At 64.2% G+C, this 20,565-nt stretch carries 23 protein-coding genes; 19 read left to right on the top strand and 4 right to left on the bottom strand.

Annotation, left to right across the window (positions count from 1 at the left end):
- Positions 1-43: 43 nt before the first annotated feature.
- Complete coding sequence (locus ACCQ08_RS21560; RefSeq protein ID WP_373450943.1) at positions 44-241, top strand: antitoxin Xre/MbcA/ParS toxin-binding domain-containing protein; 198 nt, start codon at positions 44-46, stop codon at positions 239-241.
- A 146-nt stretch (positions 242-387) separates the two neighbouring features.
- Here the strand turns inward: ACCQ08_RS21560 and ACCQ08_RS21555 are convergent, their stop codons facing one another.
- Complete coding sequence (locus tag ACCQ08_RS21555; RefSeq protein WP_373450958.1) at positions 388-603, bottom strand: helix-turn-helix domain-containing protein; 216 nt, start codon at positions 601-603, stop codon at positions 388-390.
- A gap of 236 nt (positions 604-839) precedes the next feature.
- On the opposite strand from ACCQ08_RS21555, the gene ACCQ08_RS21550 reads away from it, so the two are divergent.
- The 10 genes from ACCQ08_RS21550 (at position 840) to trpC (ending at position 8,234) form a co-directional block, all read left to right on the top strand.
- Positions 840-1,172, top strand: a complete 333-nt coding sequence (locus ACCQ08_RS21550) for a transposase (RefSeq protein WP_373450942.1) — start codon at positions 840-842, stop codon at positions 1,170-1,172.
- Positions 1,173-1,332: 160 nt separating this feature from the next.
- Complete coding sequence (locus ACCQ08_RS21545; RefSeq protein WP_339520158.1) at positions 1,333-1,683, top strand: hypothetical protein; 351 nt, start codon at positions 1,333-1,335, stop codon at positions 1,681-1,683.
- A 197-nt stretch (positions 1,684-1,880) separates the two neighbouring features.
- Positions 1,881-2,597: a phosphoglycolate phosphatase gene (gene gph / locus ACCQ08_RS21540; RefSeq protein WP_373450941.1), complete on the top strand. Its 717-nt coding sequence runs from the start codon at positions 1,881-1,883 to the stop codon at positions 2,595-2,597.
- A gap of 11 nt (positions 2,598-2,608) precedes the next feature.
- Positions 2,609-3,019: an adenosylmethionine decarboxylase gene (gene speD / locus ACCQ08_RS21535; protein ID WP_373450940.1), complete on the top strand. Its 411-nt coding sequence runs from the start codon at positions 2,609-2,611 to the stop codon at positions 3,017-3,019.
- A 273-nt stretch (positions 3,020-3,292) separates the two neighbouring features.
- A complete protein-coding gene (gene trpE, locus ACCQ08_RS21530) occupies positions 3,293-4,792 on the top strand; it encodes an anthranilate synthase component I (RefSeq protein WP_239810489.1) in 1,500 nt (499 codons plus the stop codon).
- The gene (locus ACCQ08_RS21525; protein ID WP_239810490.1) at positions 4,789-5,118 is read left to right on the top strand and encodes a chorismate mutase; all 330 of its coding nucleotides are present in this window, start codon (positions 4,789-4,791) and stop codon (positions 5,116-5,118) included. Before trpE ends, ACCQ08_RS21525 begins: the two co-directional genes overlap by 4 nt.
- A gap of 2 nt (positions 5,119-5,120) precedes the next feature.
- Entirely contained in the window at positions 5,121-5,693 is a 573-nt protein-coding gene (locus ACCQ08_RS21520; RefSeq protein ID WP_373450939.1) for an aminodeoxychorismate/anthranilate synthase component II, read from the top strand.
- Entirely contained in the window at positions 5,693-6,352 is a 660-nt protein-coding gene (locus tag ACCQ08_RS21515) for a LysE family translocator (RefSeq protein WP_373450938.1), read from the top strand. Before ACCQ08_RS21520 ends, ACCQ08_RS21515 begins: the two co-directional genes overlap by 1 nt.
- Before the next feature lie 23 nt (positions 6,353-6,375).
- Positions 6,376-7,407, top strand: coding sequence for an anthranilate phosphoribosyltransferase (trpD, locus tag ACCQ08_RS21510; RefSeq protein ID WP_239810493.1), 1,032 nt, complete (start codon positions 6,376-6,378; stop codon positions 7,405-7,407).
- A gap of 26 nt (positions 7,408-7,433) precedes the next feature.
- Positions 7,434-8,234 (top strand): indole-3-glycerol phosphate synthase TrpC, encoded by an 801-nt coding sequence (gene trpC, locus ACCQ08_RS21505; RefSeq protein ID WP_239810494.1) that lies wholly within the window; start codon positions 7,434-7,436, stop codon positions 8,232-8,234.
- A 40-nt stretch (positions 8,235-8,274) separates the two neighbouring features.
- Here the strand turns inward: trpC and ACCQ08_RS21500 are convergent, their stop codons facing one another.
- Positions 8,275-8,667, bottom strand: coding sequence for a DUF5329 domain-containing protein (locus ACCQ08_RS21500; RefSeq protein WP_373450937.1), 393 nt, complete (start codon positions 8,665-8,667; stop codon positions 8,275-8,277).
- A gap of 174 nt (positions 8,668-8,841) precedes the next feature.
- Here ACCQ08_RS21500 and ACCQ08_RS21495 point away from each other — a divergent pair, with 174 nt between their 5' ends.
- Together ACCQ08_RS21495 and ACCQ08_RS21490 are read left to right on the top strand one after the other, a co-directional pair.
- Positions 8,842-10,623: an enterochelin esterase domain-containing protein gene (locus ACCQ08_RS21495; RefSeq protein WP_373450936.1), complete on the top strand. Its 1,782-nt coding sequence runs from the start codon at positions 8,842-8,844 to the stop codon at positions 10,621-10,623.
- A 34-nt stretch (positions 10,624-10,657) separates the two neighbouring features.
- Positions 10,658-11,350, top strand: a complete 693-nt coding sequence (locus ACCQ08_RS21490; protein WP_239810502.1) for a uracil-DNA glycosylase — start codon at positions 10,658-10,660, stop codon at positions 11,348-11,350.
- An 8-nt stretch (positions 11,351-11,358) separates the two neighbouring features.
- Here the strand turns inward: ACCQ08_RS21490 and ACCQ08_RS21485 are convergent, their stop codons facing one another.
- A complete protein-coding gene (locus ACCQ08_RS21485; protein ID WP_373450935.1) occupies positions 11,359-12,288 on the bottom strand; it encodes a LysR family transcriptional regulator in 930 nt (309 codons plus the stop codon).
- Positions 12,289-12,526: 238 nt separating this feature from the next.
- Here ACCQ08_RS21485 and ACCQ08_RS21480 point away from each other — a divergent pair, with 238 nt between their 5' ends.
- Both ACCQ08_RS21480 and ACCQ08_RS21475 read left to right on the top strand, forming a co-directional pair.
- The gene (locus ACCQ08_RS21480; RefSeq protein ID WP_373450934.1) at positions 12,527-13,546 is read left to right on the top strand and encodes a Bug family tripartite tricarboxylate transporter substrate binding protein; all 1,020 of its coding nucleotides are present in this window, start codon (positions 12,527-12,529) and stop codon (positions 13,544-13,546) included.
- A 74-nt stretch (positions 13,547-13,620) separates the two neighbouring features.
- Entirely contained in the window at positions 13,621-15,222 is a 1,602-nt protein-coding gene (locus tag ACCQ08_RS21475; RefSeq protein WP_373450933.1) for a gamma-glutamyltransferase family protein, read from the top strand.
- Positions 15,223-15,305: 83 nt separating this feature from the next.
- Here the strand turns inward: ACCQ08_RS21475 and ACCQ08_RS21470 are convergent, their stop codons facing one another.
- The gene (locus ACCQ08_RS21470) at positions 15,306-16,250 is read right to left on the bottom strand and encodes a DMT family transporter (RefSeq protein WP_373450932.1); all 945 of its coding nucleotides are present in this window, start codon (positions 16,248-16,250) and stop codon (positions 15,306-15,308) included.
- A gap of 470 nt (positions 16,251-16,720) precedes the next feature.
- Here ACCQ08_RS21470 and ACCQ08_RS21465 point away from each other — a divergent pair, with 470 nt between their 5' ends.
- Genes ACCQ08_RS21465 through ACCQ08_RS21450 form a run of 4 tightly spaced genes read left to right on the top strand, consistent with a single transcriptional unit; the run spans position 16,721 to position 20,519 of the window.
- Positions 16,721-17,671, top strand: a complete 951-nt coding sequence (locus ACCQ08_RS21465) for a siderophore ABC transporter substrate-binding protein (protein WP_239810505.1) — start codon at positions 16,721-16,723, stop codon at positions 17,669-17,671.
- Positions 17,672-17,707: 36 nt separating this feature from the next.
- Positions 17,708-18,739 carry an ABC transporter permease gene (locus ACCQ08_RS21460; protein WP_373450931.1) on the top strand — a complete coding sequence of 344 codons (1,032 nt, stop codon included), beginning with the start codon at positions 17,708-17,710 and terminating at the stop codon, positions 18,737-18,739.
- A gap of 10 nt (positions 18,740-18,749) precedes the next feature.
- Positions 18,750-19,748 carry an iron chelate uptake ABC transporter family permease subunit gene (locus tag ACCQ08_RS21455; RefSeq protein ID WP_230778754.1) on the top strand — a complete coding sequence of 333 codons (999 nt, stop codon included), beginning with the start codon at positions 18,750-18,752 and terminating at the stop codon, positions 19,746-19,748.
- Positions 19,749-19,763: 15 nt separating this feature from the next.
- Entirely contained in the window at positions 19,764-20,519 is a 756-nt protein-coding gene (locus ACCQ08_RS21450) for an ABC transporter ATP-binding protein (RefSeq protein ID WP_373450930.1), read from the top strand.
- Positions 20,520-20,565 lie beyond the last annotated feature (46 nt).

Here is a 20,565-nt window from a genome sequence, read left to right as displayed (position 1 = left end):
GTTTCAGACAGGGACGGTCAGGGCAAGCCGCTACGAGAAGCTCATGCATCTTGCAGAAAAAATTGTGCTCCAGTTTGGAGAGCCGAACAATATTGACGCACAGCAGTGGCTATCTGAATGGATAGATCAACAGTGTCCTGCCCTGAACAATGTGAAGCCTATAGAGCTTCTTGATAGTGACGAAGGTGCATTAGAAGTAGAAAAGGTGCTTTGGCGCATGGTCACGGGTGTCACTGCTTGACATCGGCTGAGAGCGTGGATGCCTTGGCAAGAAGTTGGCCGAACAGCCTATCTTGATGTTCCTAGGGTGTCGAAAACGGACACTCAGCCAGACTGCCAAGACTGACTCAAGAGCCTCGACAGATTCTGTCTCAGTTCCCCTGGGCTTCACTCCTCAACAGCCGCAGTTGACGGCATTGCAAGACCCTGGGAAGACCATCCTCCGTCTTTGGCCAACAGTTCACCTATGTCCACCTCTAATGCGGCGGCTAGGGACTCCATCGTAGCCAGGGTGACATTCCTGCGTTCTCGCTCTATCTGTCCCACCATGGTCCTGTGCAAGCCAGCTTCATAGCTTAGCTCCTCTTGAGTCCAACGCTTCATGCGGCGAAGGCGCAGCACGTTGCTCGCAAGTAACTGCTTTCCAGAGATCTTCAGTCTGGGCTTGTCTTTCTTAGGAATCGGCATCCGAGGAGTCTCTAATTCTCCTCGTCAGAGGTCGACTCCTTAAAAGCCGACTCTTTATAAGTTGCCTACTTATATGCAACAATTTAGTGCTATTGACTTCTCTGCTCTTGGCGGAGAGAGGCTAATTTTGTGTGAGTCACAGCTGGGAGCAAATGCCAGCTGCAATGATGCGTTCAAGTAAGGGTTGCGTCGTGAGTGCAGGAACAATGAAGGAGGCAGGCGTTTTAGCCGTCCTACGAGAGGTAGAAGTGGGTGGAAAGGTATCGGAGGTCTGCAAACGACACTCCATCAGTGAGACCACTTTCTATCGGTGGCGAGCGCGATACGCTCAAGTCGACCGAGAACACCTTCCTCAGATCCGGGATCTGAAGCTGGAGAACGAACGTCTCAAGCGAATGTATGTTGAGCTTGCTCTGCAAAACACTGCGCTCAACGACGCGCTGGGGGCCGTGGCCAGCGATCGAACATCTACGCAGGCCTGTTAAGCTAAGATCGGTAGAAATCGGTAACTTGGGCTTCTAAGCTTTGTACGTGGCCTTTCTCCTCGGAACTTAAGAAAAAGGTCATGTGAGTCCTGAGATGAAGGAACTTAGCTGCTCAAGACTGCTAAGGTGCGACACTCGCCTACACAACATTGGAATTAGCATGTCCGGCGCTTACATGATTTCCACACACTTGAATGTACCTTACGGCCCGATTGTGTCTACTCGGGATGTTGTTGTGTCGCTGCGAAATGGTCACTTTTCAGCAAGTACCAAAGAAGCAAACGACATACTTTCCGCTTTGTTCGTTGAGGTCTCCTGTGATCTCATCTTGCGCTGTGCTGGGGAAGTGGGCGCCTCTATATATTTAGTTGATCAGCTCTATCGAGAGTCTGTTCGACTAATTGGGCATCGCAACCCTGAGTGGGAAAAGCGCTATGCGCGGCTTTTGGCGGATGACAAGTTGCCAGTGAACTTGGTGCTAACTCAAGCAGGTTCCGATCAGTCTGGTTGAATGCTAGATTCCTAGACAATTTGCTTGGCTCATGAAGCTTTGCTCAAAAATCTACAGGCCTAGGAAAGATCTCGAGCCAGCGCCAGGTGATAGGTTCCATTGGGGCTCCCCTCAGGTTCTCGAGAGAAGGCTTCGATTTTGCAACCCTATTTCTTGAGGGATAACATCAATTCCTTTGGATTTGTGAACTTTATTTCATGATTGCCATCTCTATTCCGTTGCTCCAGCAGCGCTGCGAAGCCGTCATTGTCGACCTGGACGGCACCATGGTCGACACCATGGGGGACTTTGCCGAGGCGCTCAACCGCATGCTGGCGGATCTGCAGCTGCCGGCGATCGATGTGCAGACCATTGAGCCGATGGTGGGCAAGGGGTCGGAGCATCTGCTGCGCGCGGTGCTGACCCATGTGCTGGCCCAGGTGCACCAAGCGAGCGGCCAGCCAGTGCCGGCCACCGAGATCGACAACCGTTATGCCCAGGCCTGGGAGCGCTACCAGCACCACTACCTGGCGATCAATGGCCGTTTCTCCCGCGTGTATGACGGGGTGGAGAAGGGGCTGGCGCAATGGCGCTCCAAGGGGCTGAAGATGGCCTGCCTGACCAACAAGCCGCTGTCGTTTGCCGAGCCGCTGCTGCGCGCCAAGGGGCTGCGCGACTATTTTGACCATGTGTTTGGCGGTGACTCGTTCGAGCGCAAGAAGCCCGATCCGCTGCCGCTGCTCAAGACCTGCGAGGCGCTGGGCAGCAAGCCGGCCCAGACCTTGATGGTGGGTGACAGCTGCAACGATGCCGAGGCAGCGCACAACGCCGGCTGCCCGGTGGTGCTGGTCAGCTATGGCTACAACCACGGCCAGCCGATCCGCCAGGTGGCAGCGGCCGGCTATGTCGATGCGCTCAGCGAGCTGCAGGCCTGAGGCTGTTTTCTGTGGACGGACTGCACCTGACTGCCGACCTGTATGACTGCCAGTGCCCAGCGGCCTGGCTGGTCGATGCGCAGGCGCTCGCTGCGCTGTGCAACCAGGCGGTGGCCGATGCGGGGCTGACGCGCATGCATGACAGCTGGGTGCCGTTTCCCGGCCACAACGGCCAGCCCGGTGGTGTGACCGGCGTGGTTTTGCTGGCCGAGTCGCATGTGGCGATCCACACCTGGCCGGAGCTGGGCCATGTCACGCTCGATGTCTACGTCTGCAACTTCTCGGGCGACAACTCGGCCAAGGCGCAGCAGGTCGTCGATACCTTGGTGGGCGCTTTGCAGCCCAGGCGCTGCCAGCACCAGCGGCTGCAGCGGGGCAGTCTGCAGACCGGGCAGGGGACGGCGGCGGGCTTGCTACGCTGAAATCCCCGGTTTTCTGGTTTTTACACCGTCGTTTGTGGTTTCGTTTGCTACACTAGGCGCCATGTTCATCCATCACGCAGTCATTACAGGTCGTTCCGACCGGGGAGCTTGGCCCTGGCGTAAGCCTGTATCTATGCCTGTTTGATTGCCGCTGGGTAACACGCCCCAGCGTGCGCCCGAGGGCTGGTTGCAAGGCCAGCCCACCAAAGATGAACTGCAGCGCACGATACGCACACATCCAGCGTGCGCTGCTCAAGCTGGGGATGGTTCTTCGTGATCACCGAACTCGAATTCAAAAGTCTGGCCAACCAAGGCTACAACCGCATTCCTCTCGTCGCAGAAGCGTTTGCGGATCTGGAAACCCCTCTCTCCCTGTACCTCAAGCTCTGCCACACGCATGACGATGGCAAGCACAGCTTTCTGCTCGAATCCGTGGTCGGAGGCGAGCGTTTTGGCCGTTACAGCTTTATCGGCCTGCCTGCCCGCAGCCTCTTGCGCGCCAGCGGCTTTGGTGCCGATGCCCGCACCGAGGTGGTGACCGATGGCCAGGTGGTCGAGACCCATGCAGGCAATCCGCTGGATTTTATTGCCGACTACCAAAAGCGCTTCAAGGTCGCGCTGTCGCCCGGTCTGCCGCGCTTTTGCGGTGGTCTGGCGGGGTATTTCGGGTATGACGCGGTGCGCTACATCGAGAAAAAGCTCGAGAACAGCTGCCCGCCCGACACCTTGGGCACGCCCGACATCCTGCTGCTGCAGTGCGAAGAGGTCGCCGTCATCGACAACCTCTCGGGCAAGCTCTACCTGATCGTCTACGCCAACCCGGCCGAGGCCGAGGCCTATTCCAAGGCCAAGAAGCGCGTGCGCCAGCTCAAGGAGCAGCTGCGCTACTCGGTCAGCGTGCCGCAAATCAAGGCCGGTGACAGCTACCCGTCCGAGCGCAGCTTTGCCAAGGCCGATTACCTCCAGGCTGTGCTGGAGGCCAAGGAGATGATTGCCGCCGGCGACTTCATGCAGGTGCAGGTGGGCCAGCGCATCCAGAAGCGCTACACCGAGAACCCGCTGTCGCTGTACCGCGCGCTGCGCTCGCTCAACCCCAGCCCCTATATGTACTACTACCACTTTGGTGATTTCCAGGTGGTAGGTGCCAGCCCCGAGATTCTGGTGCGCCAGGAGCAGGTCGAGGAAGGGCAGAAGATCACCATCCGCCCGCTGGCCGGCACGCGGCCGCGCGCTGCAACGCCGGAAAAGGACAAGGCCACCGAGCAGGAGCTGGTGAACGACCCCAAGGAGCGCGCCGAGCACGTGATGCTGATCGACCTGGCGCGCAATGACATCGGCCGCATTGCCAAGACCGGCTCGGTCAAGGTGACCGAGGCCTTCGCGGTGGAGCGCTACAGCCATGTGATGCACATCGTCAGCAATGTCGAGGGCATTTTGAAGGACGGCATGACCAGCATGGACGTGCTCAAGGCCACGTTTCCGGCCGGCACCCTGTCGGGTGCGCCCAAGGTGCATGCGATGGAAGTCATCGACCAGCTCGAGCCGGTCAAGCGCGGTATCTATGGTGGTGCCTGCGGCTACCTGAGCTTTGCCGGCGACATGGACCTGGCCATTGCGATCCGCACTGGCGTTATCAAGGACGGCATGCTCTATGTGCAGGCGGCGGCCGGCGTGGTCGCCGACTCGGTGCCCGAGCTGGAATGGAAAGAGACCGAACACAAGGCCCGCGCACTGCTGCGCGCGGCCGAACTCGTTGAGGAAGGACTGGAATGACCCGCGCTATCGACAAAGTAGAAGACTGCAACACCATGGCCGACGTGCGCCGCAATGTGAATGCGCTCGACGACATCCTGGTGCCCCTGCTGGTGGAGCGCGGTGGCTACATGACCCAGGCTGCCAAGGTCAAGAACAACCCCGCGCTGGTGCGTGATGAAGAGCGCATCGAGACCATCGTCAGCCGCGTGCGCGAACGCGCGGCGCTCGAAGGCGGCCAACCCGATGTGATCGAGGCCATCTACCGCGCGATGATGGAAGCCTACATCGCCTACGAACACCGCGAACTGGCCCGCTTGCAAGCGGGTGGCAAACCCCGGGAGTGACGATGAAAAAACTGTTGATGGTCGATAACTACGACAGCTTCACCTACAACATCGTGCAGTACTTCGGTGAGTTGGGGGTCGAGGTCGTGGTGGTGCGCAATGACGAAACCTCGCTCGAGGCCATCGCTGCCCACCAGCCCGATTGGCTGGTCATCTCGCCCGGTCCCTGCTCGCCGGCCGAAGCCGGTATCTCCATCGCGGCAATCCAGCACTTTGCCGGCAAGCTGCCTATTTTGGGCGTATGCCTGGGCCACCAGGCCATTGGCGCGGCCTTTGGCGGCAAGGTGGTGCGTGCCGTGCAGCAAATGCATGGCAAGACCAGCGTGATCACGACCAAGCAAGAAGGCGTGTTTGCCGGTCTGCCGGCGCAATTCACCGTCAACCGCTACCACTCGCTGGTGATCGAGCGCAGCAGCTGCCCCGATTGCCTGGAAGTGACCGCCACCAGTGAAGATGGCGAAATCCAGGGCGTGCGCCACAAGAGCCTGCCGATCCAGGGCGTGCAGTTCCATCCCGAGAGCATCCTCACCGAGCATGGCCATGCGATGCTGAAGAACTTTCTGGAGCAGCGCTGATGGCCGAGCCGCACCAGTTGCTGATGTTCATCGCAGCTGGCTGGCTGCTCAACCTCACCCCGGGCCCGGACGTGTTCTACATGCTCAGCCATGCAGCGCGCCAGGGCTGGCGTGCCGGCCTGGTGTCCAGCGCCGGTATCACCGCTGGCTGCATGGTGCATGTGACGGCTGCTGCGCTGGGTGTTGGCGCATTGCTGGCCGCCTCGGCCACCGCCTTTGGCGTGCTCAAGTGGCTGGGCGCGGCCTACCTGCTGTGGATGGGCCTGCAGATGCTGCGCAGCAAAAACAACAGCAAGCCGCTGTCGCCTGCCGGTAACGCACCGGCTCTGGCAGAGCCGGGCACCCCTCTGGCGCGCATCTTCTGGGGCGGCTTCTGGACCAACGTGCTCAACCCCAAGGTTGCGATCTTTTTTCTGGCCTTTATTCCGCAGTTCATCGCTGCCGACTATGCCCACAAGAGCCTGGCCTTTGCCGCGCTGGGCCTGCTCTTCAACCTGAACGCCATCCCCGTCAATATGCTCTGGGTGGGGATGGGTGCCGGAATGGCCCGGCGCGCCGGCTGGCTGCGCCAACGGCTGCATTGGCTCGACCGCGCGGCCGGCGCCATGTTCATTGGCTTTGGCCTCAAGCTGGCGCTGACCGACAAGCCCGGCGCCTGACCCCTGATACAGCGAGAAACTCCATGTCGATTACTCCCCAAGAAGCGCTGCAGCGCACCATCGAGCACCGCGAAATCTTCCACGACGAGATGCTGCACCTGATGCGCATGATCATGCAGGGCGAGCTCTCCCCGGTGATGACTGCCGCCATTCTGACCGGCCTGCGCGTCAAGAAGGAAACCATTGGCGAGATCAGCGCTGCCGCCCAGGTGATGCGCGAGTTCTCCAACAAGGTCCATGTGGCCGATCGCCAGCACCTGGTCGATATCGTCGGCACCGGTGGCGATGGTGCCAACACCTTCAACATCTCGACCTGCTCCGTGTTTGTCATTGCCGCTGCCGGTGGCAAGGTCAGCAAGCATGGCGGGCGCAGCGTCTCCAGCAAATCGGGCAGTGCCGATGCGATGGAAGCACTGGGTGTCAACATCCAGCTGAGCCCCGAGCAGATCGCCCAGAGCATTGCCGAGGTGGGCATCGGCTTCATGTTTGCGCCCAACCACCACCCGGCGATGAAGAACGTGGCCCCGGTCCGCAAGGAACTGGGCGTGCGCACCATCTTCAATATCCTCGGGCCCCTGACCAATCCGGCCAGCGCGCCCAATATCCTGATGGGCGTCTTCCACGAAGACCTGGTCGGTATCCAGGTGCGCGCACTGCAGCGCCTGGGCGCCGAGCATGCGATCGTCGTCTATGGCCGTGATGGCCTCGACGAGATCAGCCTGGGCGCCAGCACCCTGGTGGGCGAGCTCAAGGACGGCGTGGTGCGCGAGTACCAGATCCATCCGGAAGACTTCGGTATCCAAATGGTGGGCACGCGCGCGTTCCGCGTCGACAATGCCGAACAGTCCAAGGCGATGCTGATGGGCATCCTGCAAGGCGAGCAAGGCCCCGCACGCGATATCGTCTGCCTCAACGCCGGTGCGGCACTCTATGCGGCCAATGTGGCCAGTTCGATCGAAGACGGCCTGCAGCGCGCCCGCGCTGCGATCGACAGCGGCGCGGCCTTGCAAAAGCTGCAGGACCTGGTGGCCCTGACGCGCCGGCTTGCCGCCTGAGCCGGCCTCCCAACCAAGGAAAACACATGTCCGATATTCTGAAAAAAATCTGTGAGGCCAAGCGCATCGAAGTGGCCGAGGCCAAGAAGCGCAGCCCCTTCGAGGTGATGCGCCGCGACGCCGAAAGCCGTGTGCTGACCCGTGACTTTGTCGGCGCGCTGCGCGCCAAGATCGCCCAAGGCCAGGCCGCGGTGATCGCCGAGGTGAAAAAGGCCAGTCCCAGCAAGGGCGTGATCCGTGCCGATTTTGACCCCGCCGACATTGCCCAGAGCTACATGGTGGGCGACGGCAAGACCAGCGCCGCCTGCCTGTCGGTGCTGACGGACCGCCAGTTCTTCCAGGGCGAGCCGGATTTTCTGAAGCAGGCCCGCGCCAGCACCTTGCTGCCGGTGCTGCGCAAGGATTTCATGGTCGATCCCTACCAGATCTATGAATCGCGCGCGATGGGCGCCGACTGCGTGCTGCTGATCGCCGCCTGCCTGGACGACGCCCAGATGGCCGAGATGGAACAGATTGCACGCAGCCTGGACATGGCCGTGCTCGTCGAGGTGCATGACGGCGCCGAGCTGGCGCGTGCGCTCAAGCTCAAGACGCCGCTGATCGGCATCAACAACCGCGATCTGCGCACGTTTGAAGTCAGCATCCAGACCACCTTGGATCTGCAAAAGCAGGTGCCTGCCGACCGCCTGCTGGTGACCGAGTCGGGCATTGCCAGCCCGGACGATGTCAAGACCTTGCGCGATGCCGGCATCCACGCCTTCCTGGTGGGCGAGGCCTTTATGCGCGCCGATGAACCGGGCGAAGCACTGGCCAAGCTGTTCGCTTAAGCAAAGCAGCTAAGAAAAAACGAGTAGCGGCGCAATGCCGCTACTGCGCCGTGCGTGCCTGGGCCAGCTGGGCCTCAAACCATTGCTGGCTGCGCACTTCCGGCTGGCCCGGGCAACGCACCAGATAGGGCTTGCCCGACATGCTGCTTTGGCTGGCCGCGCGCGCAATAAAGGCCTCGGCCGTGGGCGCCAAATCTCTTTTTTGCAGGTAGCTGTACTTGCGCTGCAAATGCGCGCTGGCCTCGCTGGCGCTGTACCACTGGCCATGGCGGGCAAATTCACAGCCCGACTGCTGCAAGGCCTTGAACAGCGATTGAATCTCGCGCTCGGTGGTGCTGGTTCCGCTGCTGGCGGTCTGCGCGCCGGCGGCCAGGCTGCACAGCAAACAGGCCGCGGCGAGGGCCGGGGTCCATGGGTATCGTTGGTAGGGCATGGCTGGTCAAGCAAGTTGGTGGGTCTGGCAGCGCAGGCGCTGTGCTAGTATCAATTGCGAATAATTCCCATTTCTATATTTTAGAAGTGGGTTTTTTCTTCGCCTCTTTCCCTTCTTCCCCGGCTAGCGGCCCACGCCCAGCAAGGGTCGCCGGCCTGTTTGCCGTTGTTGTCCATGAGTATCCATGATCGCCATGCCCCCCAAGCGCCCAGCGCCTTTGTCCTGCCACCACCGCGTCTGCGCGGGCTCGCTGCGAGTGCAGCGCTGGGGCTGACCGTGCTGGGCGGCTGCGCCAGCGCACCCGAGCGCCCAGCGCCCGCGCAGTTGCTGCGCATTGGGCAAACGGTGCAAGGCCAGTTGGCCCCTGGCGCAGAGCAGCGCTGGCAGCTCGACGCGCTGCAGGTGCCCGCCGGCAGCGTGGTGCGCGCGGAGGTCGATGGCCGTGGTGTGCAGCTGGATCTGCAAGATGCGGCAGGCCGGCATCTGCGCCGCCTGCTGCGCAGTGATGGCGTGGGCGAGGGCATCACCTGGCAGGCCCAGGCGGGCGAGCAGTTGCTGTTGCACTGGAATGCGCAGCCGGCGGTGGCCTATGCCAGCAGCAGCGCAGAGGCCGGCCAGCTGCCTGCGCAGGCGGCCGCAGGCCACTACCGCCTAGAGATCCAACGCGCCTGGGCCCCACGTGCCGGCCCACCGGTGGCCTTGCCCAACAAGCCGCTGCAAAGCCCGCGCCTGCAGGCCTTGGCGCACGATCTGGAACGTGGCGGCACCACTGATGCTTTCTGGCAGGAGATGGCCCAGCGCGGAACGCCGTTGGTGGAGCCCTCGAGCGGCCAGGAGCGGCTGGTGACTTTTCTGTGGCGCGGCGCGCAGCACAGCGTGCGCCTGTTTGGCAGCCCCTCGGGCAGCCATGAATCGCTGCAGCGCCTGGGCCGCTCGGATGTGTGGTGGAGCAGCTTTGTGATGCCCAGCGATGCGCGCCTGAGCTATGGCATGGCGCCCGATGTCCCCGGCATCGACGGCACGGCGACCGAGCAGCGCCGCAGCATTCTGGCGACCTTGCAGCGCGACCCGTTGAACCCGCGCAGCTGGGCCGCGTCGGAAGATGGCGCTGCAGCGGTGGACCCATACCAGGGCCGCTCGGTGCTGCAGCTGCCCGATGCGCCCGCGCAGCCCTGGTCGCAGCCGGCCAACGGGCCGTTGCCGGGCGATCTGCAGCGCCACTGGCTGCATTCGGCGGCCCTGGGCCATGGCCGCGATGTCTGGATCTACCGCCCTGCGGGCTGGGCCCAGACCCCGCAGGACCAGCGCGCCTTGCTGGTGCTGTTCGATGCCCATGCCTATCTGCGCCAGGTGCCCACGCCGCAGATCGTGGAGCGGCTGCAGGCGCAGGGCTTGATCCCGGCCACGGCCGTGGTGCTGGTGGCCAATGCCAGCAGCGAGCTGCGCAATACCGAGCTGCCGCCCAACCCGGCATTTGCCGATTTCATGGGCCTGCAGCTGATGCCCTGGTTGGCCACGCAGAGGCTGGATGTGCCCGCCGCACGCACGGTGATTGCCGGCTCCAGCTATGGCGGCCTGGCTTCGAGCTATATGGCGCTGCGCCATCCGGAACGCTTTGGCAATGTGCTGAGCCTGTCCGGTTCCTACTGGTGGGCGCCGGAGGCCGAAGCGCCCAATGCGATGGCGCGCTGGTGGGCGGCAGCGCCCCGCCAGAACGTTCGCTTTTACCTGGATGCGGGCCGCTATGAAAGCGCACGCGGTGGGCAGGTAGGCATTCTGGAGACCAGCCGTGAACTGGGCGATGTGCTGCGGACCCAAGGCTACCCGGTGACCCAGCGGGAGCACAGCACGGGGCATGACTATGTGCACTGGCAGGGCGCCCTCGCCTGTGGGCTGGTGGCGCTGCTCAACCCGGCAGCGCTGTCTACGCTGCAAGCCGAGTGCAAAGGGCGATAGCCCAGCGGCGCCGCGCAGCGTGCACAATGCGGGCATGCAACTGACATCTGAAGCGCTCCATGACCACCAGGTGGCTGCCGGCTGGCAAGCCACGGTGGACCAATTCTTTGACAGCCCCAAGGGCCAGCAGCTGTCGCAGTACCTGCAGCAGCGCCTGGACGCCGGGGCGGTGATCTTCCCGCCCGAGCCTTTGCGCGCCTTGCGCCTGACCCCGCCCGAGAGCGTGCGCGTGGTCATCCTCGGGCAAGACCCCTACCACGGGCGCGGGCAGGCCGAGGGCCTGGCTTTTTCCGTCGCCCCGGGGGTGCGCCTGCCCCCGTCGCTGCAGAACATCTTCAAGGAGATGCAGCGCGACCTGGGCGTGCCGTTCCCGCCTTTCCCCGATCCAGGTGGCAGCCTGGTCAAATGGGCCACGCATGGCGTATTGCTGCTCAACACCTGCCTGACGGTGGAAGAGGGCCAGGCCGCCAGCCACAGCGGCAAGGGCTGGGAGCTGCTCACCGATGCGATCATCCGCCAGGTGGCCGAGGGGGACAAGCCGGTGGTCTTCATGCTCTGGGGCAGCCATGCGCAAAGCAAGCGTGCGCTGATCCCACAGGACCGGGGCCATCTGGTGCTGACCAGCAACCACCCCTCGCCGCTGTCAGCGCTGCGCCCGCCAGTGCCGTTCATCGGCAATGGGCACTTCAGCCAGGCGCAGGCGTTCCGCAAGCAGCTGGGTCTGTAAGAGAGCGCTCAGCACGGGCCCGGCATCGCCTGCAGCTCCTGCACCAGCAGCGCCAAAAAGGCCTGGGCCGCGGCAGGCAACTGGCGGCCCGCCAGGGTTTGCACCTCGATATCGCGCAGGTCCAGGCCGGCATCGGTCAGGGGGCGCGCGACCAGGCTGCCCGCTGCCAGCATATGGCGCACCCCCACTTCGCTGGAGACGGTGACGCCGCCGCCATGCACCACAAAATGGAGCAAGGTCTTGGCATGGTTGGTGGTCAGCACCGGGTCCAGCTGCAGCCCCTGGCGGCTGCAGGCCAGGTCGATCATCTGGCGGATCGCCGTCTCGGCTGGCGGTAGGGCCAGCGGATACCGGGCCAGCTCGGCCAACGTGAGCGATGCCTGGCGCGCCAGCACATGCCCGGGCGGCAACACGGCCAGCACCGGTGCGCTTTGGCGGTGCACCACGGCAATGTTCTTGAGCGGGGACATGCTGAAACGCAGGCCAATATCGGCCTCTCCGGCCAGCAGCTTGGCCGAGACCTGCAAGGTCGGCACCATGCTCACCTCAAAGCGCAGGCCCGGGTGCTGGCGCTGGAAGGCCACGCAGGCCTGGGGCAGCAGCTCATTGGCAAAGGCATCGGAGGTGGCGATGCGCACCAGGCCGGCGCGCAGGCTGTCGAGCGCATGGATGGCATCGATGGCCTGCTCTGCATCGAGGCTGATGCGGCGCGCCAGCTCGGCCAGAATCTGCCCGGCCGCCGTGGGCTGCATGCCCCGCGCATGGCGCTCGAACAGTGCCGTGCCCAGCTGGGCCTCCAGCCCGCTGATCTGGCGGCTGACGGCCGAGCTGGCCACATGCAGGCGCTGCGATGCGGCGCTGACCGAGCCGCACTGCACCACCTCATGGAAGTAGCGCAGCGCGGTGTCCTGCAGATGCGTGGGAGGGCGGTGGGGCATGGTGGTATTGCGCAAAAGAATCGCATAAGCATAAACCCATTGCCGTATCGGCAAACCTACCTTGCCAAATCGGTGGTGGCGCCTGCTGTCACAGGCTTTTAATATGCAAGGCTTCACGCAGGCGCCTTTGCCCCCGCGCGCATGGCACACCCGCTGTGGGCGCACAAGAACCGGTTTGTTCTGGCCCGCGCCACAAGCGCAGAGTGCTTCGCAGATGTTATGCAACTCGCTCACCACCATGCCAACTACCCCTTCTCTTCTTTCTCGCATGCCAGGCCGCCGGCCGTTGCTCGCCGGCCTGGTGGCTGGCACGGCGCTGGCCATGCTGTCCCCGTTTGCTGCTGCGCAGGGCGGCCAATGGCCTGAGCGCGCGATCCGTGTCATCGTGCCCTTCCCGCCCAGCGGCGCGACCGACCTGGTGGCCCGCGTCGTGGCGCAAAAGGTGTCGCAGGAGCTGGGCCAGTCGCTGGTGATCGACAACCGCCCGGGCGCGGGCGGCACCATCGGCACCGCCGAGGCCGCGAAGGCCGGGGCCGATGGCTATACCCTGCTGTTCACCACCAGCAGCACCCACGCGATCTCGCCGCATCTGATGCCCAAGCTGGCCTACCGTGCGGACAAGGACTTCACGCCGATCGCCCATGTGGCCGATGCCGCCAGCGTGCTGCTGGTCACGAACGCGCTGCCGGTCAAGACCGTGCAGGAGCTGATCAGCTATGCCAAGGCCAACCCCGGCAAGCTGAACTACGCCACCAGCGGCAATGGCACCATCGTGCACCTGAACACCGCGGCCTTTGCGGCCCAGGCGGGCATCACCTTGACCCATGTGCCCTACAAGGGCACGGCCCAGTCGATCAGTGATCTGGCCACCGGCCAGGTGCATATGCTGTTTGATTCCATCCCCACCGGCATGCCCCATGTGGCCAGCGGCCGCCTGCGAGCGCTGGCGGTGACCAGCGCCGAGCGCACCCAGTTGGCGCCCCAGCTGCCCACGGTGGCCGAATCTGGCCTGCCCGGCTACGCATCGGTGACCTGGTTTGGTGTCTACGCGCCTGCGGGCCTCAAGCCCGAGCTGACCGCCAGGATCAATGCCGCCTTCAACAAGGCCGTGCAAAATCCCGAGGTGGTGGCCAGCCTGGCCAAGCTGGGCGCCGATGTGGCCAAGCCCGGCACGCCGGCGCAGTTTGCGGACCTGGTGAAGGCCGACAGCGCCCGCTGGGCCAAGGTGATCCAGGACAACCACATCACGCTCGAATAAGCGTTGCCACCACCAGACCGGGGCGGTCGTTGCCGCCCCGGCTGCCCTCTCGATTGCATTCAGAAAGACAAGACATGACTACCGTGAAAGACTGGGCCCAGCCCTATGCCTCGCAGCGCTCGCCGGTACTGGGCCGCAATGTGGTGAGCACCTCGCAACCACTGGCCGCGCAGGCGGGCCTGCGCATGCTGCAAGCGGGCGGCAATGCGGTGGATGCGGCGCTGGCCGCGGCGATGACCTTGACGGTGGTGGAGCCCACCGGCTGCGGCATTGGCAGCGATGCCTTCGCGATTGTTTGGGACGGCCAGGAGTTGCATGGTCTGAACGCCTCGGGCCGCGCCCCGGCCGGCTGGACGCCGGAGTACTTCGACAAGCTCGGCGGCATCCCGGAAAAAGGCTGGAATGCGGTCACCGTGCCCGGTGCGGTCTCGGGCTGGGTGGAGCTCTCCAAGCGCTTTGGCAAGCTGCCTTTTGCGCAGGTGGCGCAACCGGCGATCGACTATGCGCGCCATGGCTTTGCGGTATCGCCGACGATTGCCAAGCTCTGGGCGCTGGGCCTGGCCAAGCTGGGCGACCAGCCCGGCTTCAAGGAATGCTTTGCCCCCGAGGGCCAGGCGCCGCAGGCGGGCAGCTGGTTCCAAAGCGAGGCGCATGCCCGCACCCTGGAAGAGATTGCCGAGACCCTGGGCGAATCCTTTTACCGGGGCGCACTGGCGCAAAAGATGGCAGCCCACAGCCAGGCCAACGGCGGCGTGATGACGGCCGAGGACCTGGCCGCCCACCGCTGCGACTGGGTGGGCACGGTGGCCCAGCCTTTTGGCGCGTCGGTGGTGCATGAGATTCCGCCCAATGGCCAGGGCATTGCCGCGCTGATCGCGCTGGGTCTGCTCGATGCCATCGGCATTGGCGACCAGCCGCTCGACAGTGCCGAGGCCGTGCACCTGCAGATTGAGGCGATGAAGCTGGCGCTGGCCGACCTGGCCCAGTACAACGCCGATATCGACCACATGCGCGTCCACCCCCAGCAAGACCTGCTGAACCCCTCCTACCTGGCCGAGCGTGCCCAGCTGATCGACCGCAGCAAGGCCCAGGTTGCCCGCTACGGCGCGCCCAAGCCGGGCGGCACGGTCTACCTGGCGGCCTGCGACGAGAGCGGCATGATGGTGTCCTTCATCCAGTCCAACTACATGGGTTTTGGCTCGGGCGTGGTCGTGCCGGGCACCGGCATCAGTCTGCAGAACCGGGGCGCCGGCTTCACCACCGAGGCGGGCCACGCCAACCAGGTGGCGCCGGGCAAGCGCCCTTCGCACACCATCATCCCCGCGTTTGCGATGCATGCCGATGGCACACCGCAGATGGCCTTTGGCGTGATGGGCGGCCCGATGCAAAGCCAGGGCCATCTGCAGATGGCCGTGCGCGTGCTGCGCTATGGCCAGAACCCGCAAGCCGCTGCAGACGCGCCGCGCTGGCGCGTGACGGGTGGCAACCAGGTCTCCGTCGAGCTGGGTTTTGACCCGCAGGTGATTGCCGCATTGCGCGCGCTGGGCCATGAGGTGACCATTGAGGAAGGCCATGGCGTGTTTGCGTTCGGCGGTGCGCAGCTGATTTTGCGTGAAGGCGGGCACTATGTGGCCGGCTCCGATCCGCGCAAGGATGGCCAGGCGGCCGCCTACTGACGCGCCGGTCGAACCAACACACCCAGGGCGCCACCGGACTTGTGCCGGTGGCGCTTTTTTTCGTCTGTCTGCGAGCGGCCCGGTCAGCGCGATTCGCGCACCGTCAGCCAGGCGCTCAGCGCACCACCCACCGCAATCGAGATCATGCCGAGCACGGCCCAGTGGTCGGGGATATGGCCATAGAGCAGCCAGCCCGAGAACACGGCAAAGGGGATCTGGCTGTAGAGAAACGGCGAGATCGTGGCGGGCTTGGCATGCTCATAGGCCTTGAGCAGCATCAGGTGGCCAATGGTGCTGCCCACGCCCATCGCCAGCGCCGCCAGCCACAGGGCCATGGTGCTGGGCATTTGCCAGAACCAGGGCAGGCTGGCACTGGTCAGCACCAGCGCCAGCAGGCTGGTGTAGATCTGCGTGGTCACTGGCCGCTCCTTGCCGGCCATCTGGCTGCTGACGATCTGGTAGGCGGTGTTGGCCGCCAGCTGCAGCAGCGGCCAGACCAGCGCGCCACCGCTGAAATTGGCCCCGCCCGGGCGGATGATGACCACCGTGCCCAGAAAGCCCATGGCCACCAGCACCCAGCGCAGCGGGCTGACCGGCTGCTTGAGCCAGAGCGCCGCCACCAGGGTCATCGCCAGCGGCGTCATCGCGACGACGGCGGTGAACTCGGCCAGCGGCAGGTAGCGCAGGCTCATCATCGCGCAGGCATTGCTGCTGCAAAACAGCGCGGCGCGTGCCATCTGAAACCGCGGATGCGTGGTGCGGAACACACCGGCGCCGTACTGGTAGACGCCCCAGCCGACGGTGAACACCGACTGCAGCATGTAGCGCAGCCACAGCGCCATCAGCAGTGGCAACAGCGCACCCGCGTACTTGGAGCCGGTATCGAGCAGGCAAAAGCAGGCACAGGCCAGCACCGTCAGCACAATGCCCGTCAGTGCCGAGCCTTGGCCGGGGCGGCGCGGAGCAGGGGTGCTGGGAGTCGCGGGCACGCGGCTGGCGCTGTCCGGTGCAAGGGCAGGGGAATGCATCAGGCCTCTGGCGGGCAGGGCCAAGGCAGGGTCAGGGGCTGTCGGGGGAGTCACGCGGGCAAAGTCACCCTGCGGCGGCCGGTCTCCTGCGGAGTCGAAGGGCTGGCGGGGGTGTGGCTCCATTGTAGAAAGCTGCAGCCGCTTGCAGGCCCCCGCGTGGCTTGGCGGCTGCAGTTTTTTTGCCCGGCTGTCCGATCAGGGACAGGCGGGTGGCAGCTGGAGGCATCTCCGGATTTGTACCCGCCTGCTACCGAGGGGAACAAAGCTGCGTGTTACCATTCAAATGAGAACGATTCGCAAATGTGTCAGCTCTGTAAAGCCTTCGGGTGCTGCAGCCTGGCATCCATCAGGCGAAGTTTCCATTCCATCAACCGCTGGGGCTTCCGCTGCGGGCACAAGAAGAATGTAGCGATACGGTCTTGGGTCGGGTGCATGCAGGGGCTGCCAGCTTTCCGACCAAAGGATGTTCCATGTCGCGCTCCGCTCGCTCCACCGTCAACCGCCGCCAGTCGCTGCTGCAACTGGGTGCCCTGGTGACCCTGCCCTGGGCGGCAGGCTCCGCACTGGCGCAGCAGACCCTGGCGGTGCAGCAAGCGGGCGGCACGGTGCAGATCCCCGTCAAGCCCAAGACCATCCTGGTGTTCGATCTGGCCGCACTCGACTGCCTGCGCGCGCTGGGCGCCGAGGTCAAGGGCGTGCCCGAAGTGGTGAAGTTCCCACCGGTGCTGGAGCAGTACGCCAGCAAGGACTACACCCGCATCGGCAGCCTGTTCGAGCCCAACTACGAGGTGGTGAAGGGCCTCAAGCCCGATGTGATCGTCGCCGGGGGCCGCTCGGCGGCCAAGGTGGCCGAACTGGCCAAGATTGCGCCTACCCTGGACCTGACGGTGGACAATACCCAGCCGGTGGCCAGCGCCTTCAAGCATTTGAAGATCCTGGGCGAGATGGTCGGCAACGAAGCCCAGGCCCAGACCCTGATGGCCGCGATGCAGGCCGATATCGACAAGCTCAAGGGCCTGACGGCCAACAAGGGCACCGGCCTGATGGTGATGACCAATGGCGGCAAGCTCAGCGCCTATGGCCCGGGCTCGCGCTTTGGCATGCTGCACGATGTCTATGGCATCCCGGCCGCCAACAAGGACATCAAGGTGGCCGGCCATGGCCAGGCGATCTCGTTCGAGTTCATCCTCAAGACCAACCCGGACTGGCTGTTTGTGCTGGACCGCGATGCCGCCATTGGCCGCGAAGGCGCGTCCGCCGCCAAGCTGCTGGACAACCCGCTGGTCAACGCCACCAAGGCGGCCAAGAAAAAGCAGATCGTCTACCTGAACTCGGCCAACTGGTACCTGCTGGGCAATGCCAGCCCCGGCTCGCTGCATGACGATGTGACGCAGCTGATCAACGCCTTCTCCAAAGCTTAATGAGCTGCTGAGCCAGCCCCTGTTGCGAGCCACAGCATGACGACCATGATTGAGAAAGTGCCAGGCGGCAGGCGCAGCCTTGCGCTGCGCCCGCTGGCTTTTGTGCTGCCGGCCATCGCCTTGCTGGCGCTGCTGGGCTTTGTCAGCCTGCTGGTGGGCGTCAGCGATGTGTCGGTGACGACCTTGCTGCGCCTTTTCTCCCACAACGACGATGACCTGGCCACCCAGGTGCTGGTGGCCAGCCGCGTGCCGCGCACCCTGGCGCTGCTGCTGGCTGGCAGCGCAATGGCGGTGGCCGGCCTGCTGATGCAGATGCTGGCGCGCAACCACTATGTCGAGCCCACGACGATGGGCACGGCCGAATCGGCGGGCATGGGCATGCTGATCGGCATCCTGTGGTGGCCCGATATGCCGGTGTTCGGCAAGATGGGCCTGGCGGCAGTGTTTGCACTGGCCGGCACGGCCTTGTTCCTGGCGGTGCTCAGCCGCATACGGCTGCGCTCGGCGCTGATCGTGCCCCTGGTCGGCCTGGTGCTGTCGGGCGTGATCGAATCGGCCACCACGTCCATCGCCTACCGCTTTGACCTGATGCAGGCGGCGCGCTCCTGGATGACGGCCGATTTCTCGGCCATCGTGCAGGGCCGCTATGAAATGCTCTGGCTGTCGCTGGGCATCACGGTGCTGGCGATGCTGGCGGCCGACCGCTTCACGGTGGCCGGCATGGGGCAGGAATTTGCCACCAACCTGGGGCTCAACTACAAGCGCCTGGTGGCGCAGGGCGTGTTGGTGGTGGCGGTCGTCACCGCCTCGGTGATCGTCACCGTCGGCATCATTCCCTTTGTCGGGCTGATCGTGCCCAACCTGGTGCGCCTGGTGGTAGGCGACAACGTGCGCAAATCGGTGCTGTGGGTGGCCTGGGCGGGGGCCTTGATGGCGCTGGCCTGCGACCTGATCGGGCGCGTGGTGATCGCCCCGTACGAGATACCCATTGGTACGGTGATGGGGGTGCTGGGCAGTGCGATGTTCCTGGCGCTGCTGCTGTCGCGCCGCAAGCGCATGGGGGGCTGAGATGAACACTTTGTCGACCTCGCCCTCCGCAGCGGCGCCTGCACCTGCACCCGTCTCCTGGCTGGGCACACCGGCGCGGCGCCTGTGGCTGCTGCTGGCGCTGGCGCTGCTGGCCAGCCTCTACTTCATGACCAGCCAGGTGCAGGCCGAGTGGAGCTTTGTGCTGCCGTTGCGCGGCAAGAAGCTGGCAACCATGTGGACGGTGGCCTTTGCGATCGGCGTGTCCACCGTGCTGTTCCAGACGGTGACCAACAACCGCATCCTGACGCCGGCGGTGATGGGGTTCGATGCGCTGTTTCAACTGATCCAGTCGGTGCTGGCCTTTACGTTGGGGGTGGCGGCGATGCAGATCCCTGAGCTGTCGCGCTTTGGCATGAATGTGGGGCTGATGGTGCTGCTGTCGACGAGCCTGTTTGTCTGGCTGTTCCGGGGCCAGGCCAGCAACCTGCATCTGTTGCTGCTGGTGGGCATTGTCGCGGGCATCTTTTTTCGCAGCCTCAACAACTTTGTCTGGCGCGTGATGGACCCCAACGAGTTCACCGTGCTGCAGGACCGCTTGTTCGCGAACTTCAACACCGTCTCGCTGCCGTTGCTGCTGCTGTCGCTGCCCGCTATTGCGCTGGTGGGCGTCTGGGTCTGGCGCCAGCGCCATCTGCTCGATGTGCTGGCGCTGGGCCGCGAGGTGGCCATCAACCTGGGGGTGAACTACCAGCGCTCGGTGATGGGCGTGCTGGTGGTGGTGGCCATTCTGGTGTCGATCTCGACCGCGCTGGTCGGGCCGGTGACCTTTTTCGGCCTGCTGGTGAGCAACATGGCCTACCAGCTGATGCACAGCCACCAGCACCGCTACACCCTGGCCGGCTCGGTGCTGCTGGGGGGCTTGCTGCTGGTGGGCGGCCAGATGGTGCTGGAGCGCCTGTTCGGCTTCAACACCTCGCTGTCCATCGTCGTGGAGTTCCTGGGCGGACTGACCTTTATCTATCTTCTAGTGCGCAAGGCCAAGAGCTGAGCGCGGTGACCAGCCATGATTGAAACCGACAAGCTGCGCAAGACCCACGGCACCACGACGGTGCTGCATGACGTGAGCCTGCGCATTCCCCAGGGCCGGCTGACCGCCATCATCGGCCCCAACGGCGCGGGCAAATCGACGGCGCTGTCCCTGATCAGCCGGCTGATGCCGATGACCTCCGGCACGGTGCGCATCGAGGGCCAGGACATCACCACCACGGCCAGCGATGCGCTGGCGCGCGTGATGGCGATCCTGCGCCAGGACAACCAAAGTGCGCTGCGCCTGACGGTGCGCGATCTGGTGGCCTTTGGACGCTTCCCGCATTCCAAGGGCAGGCTGACCGAAGAGGACCGTGTGCAGGTGGATGCGGCACTGAACTACTTGAAGCTCCAGCCGCTCAGCGAGCGCTTTCTCGACGAACTGTCTGGCGGCCAGCGCCAGCGCGCCTATATCGCCATGGTGCTGTGCCAGAACACGCGCTACATCCTGTTTGACGAGCCGCTCAACAACCTCGACATGGCCCATGCCGTGGGCATGATGAAGCTGTTGCGCCAGGCAGTGCACGATGCCGGCAAGACCGTGGTGGTGGTGCTGCACGACATCAACTTTGCCGCCAGCTATGCCGACCACATCATCGCGATGAAGGCCGGCGCGCTGTACTGCGAAGGCCCGCCCGAGGTGGTGGTGCGCGATGAGGTCCTCAGCGACCTGTATGAAATTCCCGTACAGGTGCACGAGGTGGGCGGCCGGCGCTTCTGCGACTATTTCTGATCGCTGGTTGGTTGGCTGAGGCGGGCGGCCGCCTGCCGCCTGCCTG

The organism is Comamonas sp. SY3, from assembly GCF_041730275.1.
Classification (GTDB): domain Bacteria; phylum Pseudomonadota; class Gammaproteobacteria; order Burkholderiales; family Burkholderiaceae_C; genus Comamonas; species Comamonas sediminis.
Note: the sequence above shows the minus strand (reverse complement) of the source record. Positions and strands in the feature narration are given on the sequence as shown.

What these genes read in the sequence shown, in the direction of transcription:
- ACCQ08_RS21560 (WP_373450943.1), top strand. Translation starts at nt 44, where the DNA reads ATGCATCTTGCAGAAAAAATTGTGCTCCAGTTTGGAGAGCCGAACAAT.
- ACCQ08_RS21555 (WP_373450958.1), bottom strand. Translation starts at nt 603, where the DNA reads ATGAAGCGTTGGACTCAAGAGGAGCTAAGCTATGAAGCTGGCTTGCAC.
- ACCQ08_RS21550 (WP_373450942.1), top strand. Translation starts at nt 840, where the DNA reads ATGCCAGCTGCAATGATGCGTTCAAGTAAGGGTTGCGTCGTGAGTGCA.
- ACCQ08_RS21545 (WP_339520158.1), top strand. Translation starts at nt 1,333, where the DNA reads ATGTCCGGCGCTTACATGATTTCCACACACTTGAATGTACCTTACGGC.
- gph (WP_373450941.1), top strand. Translation starts at nt 1,881, where the DNA reads ATGATTGCCATCTCTATTCCGTTGCTCCAGCAGCGCTGCGAAGCCGTC.
- ACCQ08_RS21525 (WP_239810490.1), top strand. Translation starts at nt 4,789, where the DNA reads ATGACCCGCGCTATCGACAAAGTAGAAGACTGCAACACCATGGCCGAC.
- ACCQ08_RS21520 (WP_373450939.1), top strand. Translation starts at nt 5,121, where the DNA reads ATGAAAAAACTGTTGATGGTCGATAACTACGACAGCTTCACCTACAAC.
- ACCQ08_RS21515 (WP_373450938.1), top strand. Translation starts at nt 5,693, where the DNA reads ATGGCCGAGCCGCACCAGTTGCTGATGTTCATCGCAGCTGGCTGGCTG.
- trpD (WP_239810493.1), top strand. Translation starts at nt 6,376, where the DNA reads ATGTCGATTACTCCCCAAGAAGCGCTGCAGCGCACCATCGAGCACCGC.
- trpC (WP_239810494.1), top strand. Translation starts at nt 7,434, where the DNA reads ATGTCCGATATTCTGAAAAAAATCTGTGAGGCCAAGCGCATCGAAGTG.
- ACCQ08_RS21500 (WP_373450937.1), bottom strand. Translation starts at nt 8,667, where the DNA reads ATGCCCTACCAACGATACCCATGGACCCCGGCCCTCGCCGCGGCCTGT.
- ACCQ08_RS21495 (WP_373450936.1), top strand. Translation starts at nt 8,842, where the DNA reads ATGAGTATCCATGATCGCCATGCCCCCCAAGCGCCCAGCGCCTTTGTC.
- ACCQ08_RS21490 (WP_239810502.1), top strand. Translation starts at nt 10,658, where the DNA reads ATGCAACTGACATCTGAAGCGCTCCATGACCACCAGGTGGCTGCCGGC.
- ACCQ08_RS21485 (WP_373450935.1), bottom strand. Translation starts at nt 12,288, where the DNA reads ATGCCCCACCGCCCTCCCACGCATCTGCAGGACACCGCGCTGCGCTAC.
- ACCQ08_RS21480 (WP_373450934.1), top strand. Translation starts at nt 12,527, where the DNA reads ATGCCAACTACCCCTTCTCTTCTTTCTCGCATGCCAGGCCGCCGGCCG.
- ACCQ08_RS21475 (WP_373450933.1), top strand. Translation starts at nt 13,621, where the DNA reads ATGACTACCGTGAAAGACTGGGCCCAGCCCTATGCCTCGCAGCGCTCG.
- ACCQ08_RS21470 (WP_373450932.1), bottom strand. Translation starts at nt 16,250, where the DNA reads ATGCATTCCCCTGCCCTTGCACCGGACAGCGCCAGCCGCGTGCCCGCG.
- ACCQ08_RS21465 (WP_239810505.1), top strand. Translation starts at nt 16,721, where the DNA reads ATGTCGCGCTCCGCTCGCTCCACCGTCAACCGCCGCCAGTCGCTGCTG.
- ACCQ08_RS21460 (WP_373450931.1), top strand. Translation starts at nt 17,708, where the DNA reads ATGACGACCATGATTGAGAAAGTGCCAGGCGGCAGGCGCAGCCTTGCG.
- ACCQ08_RS21450 (WP_373450930.1), top strand. Translation starts at nt 19,764, where the DNA reads ATGATTGAAACCGACAAGCTGCGCAAGACCCACGGCACCACGACGGTG.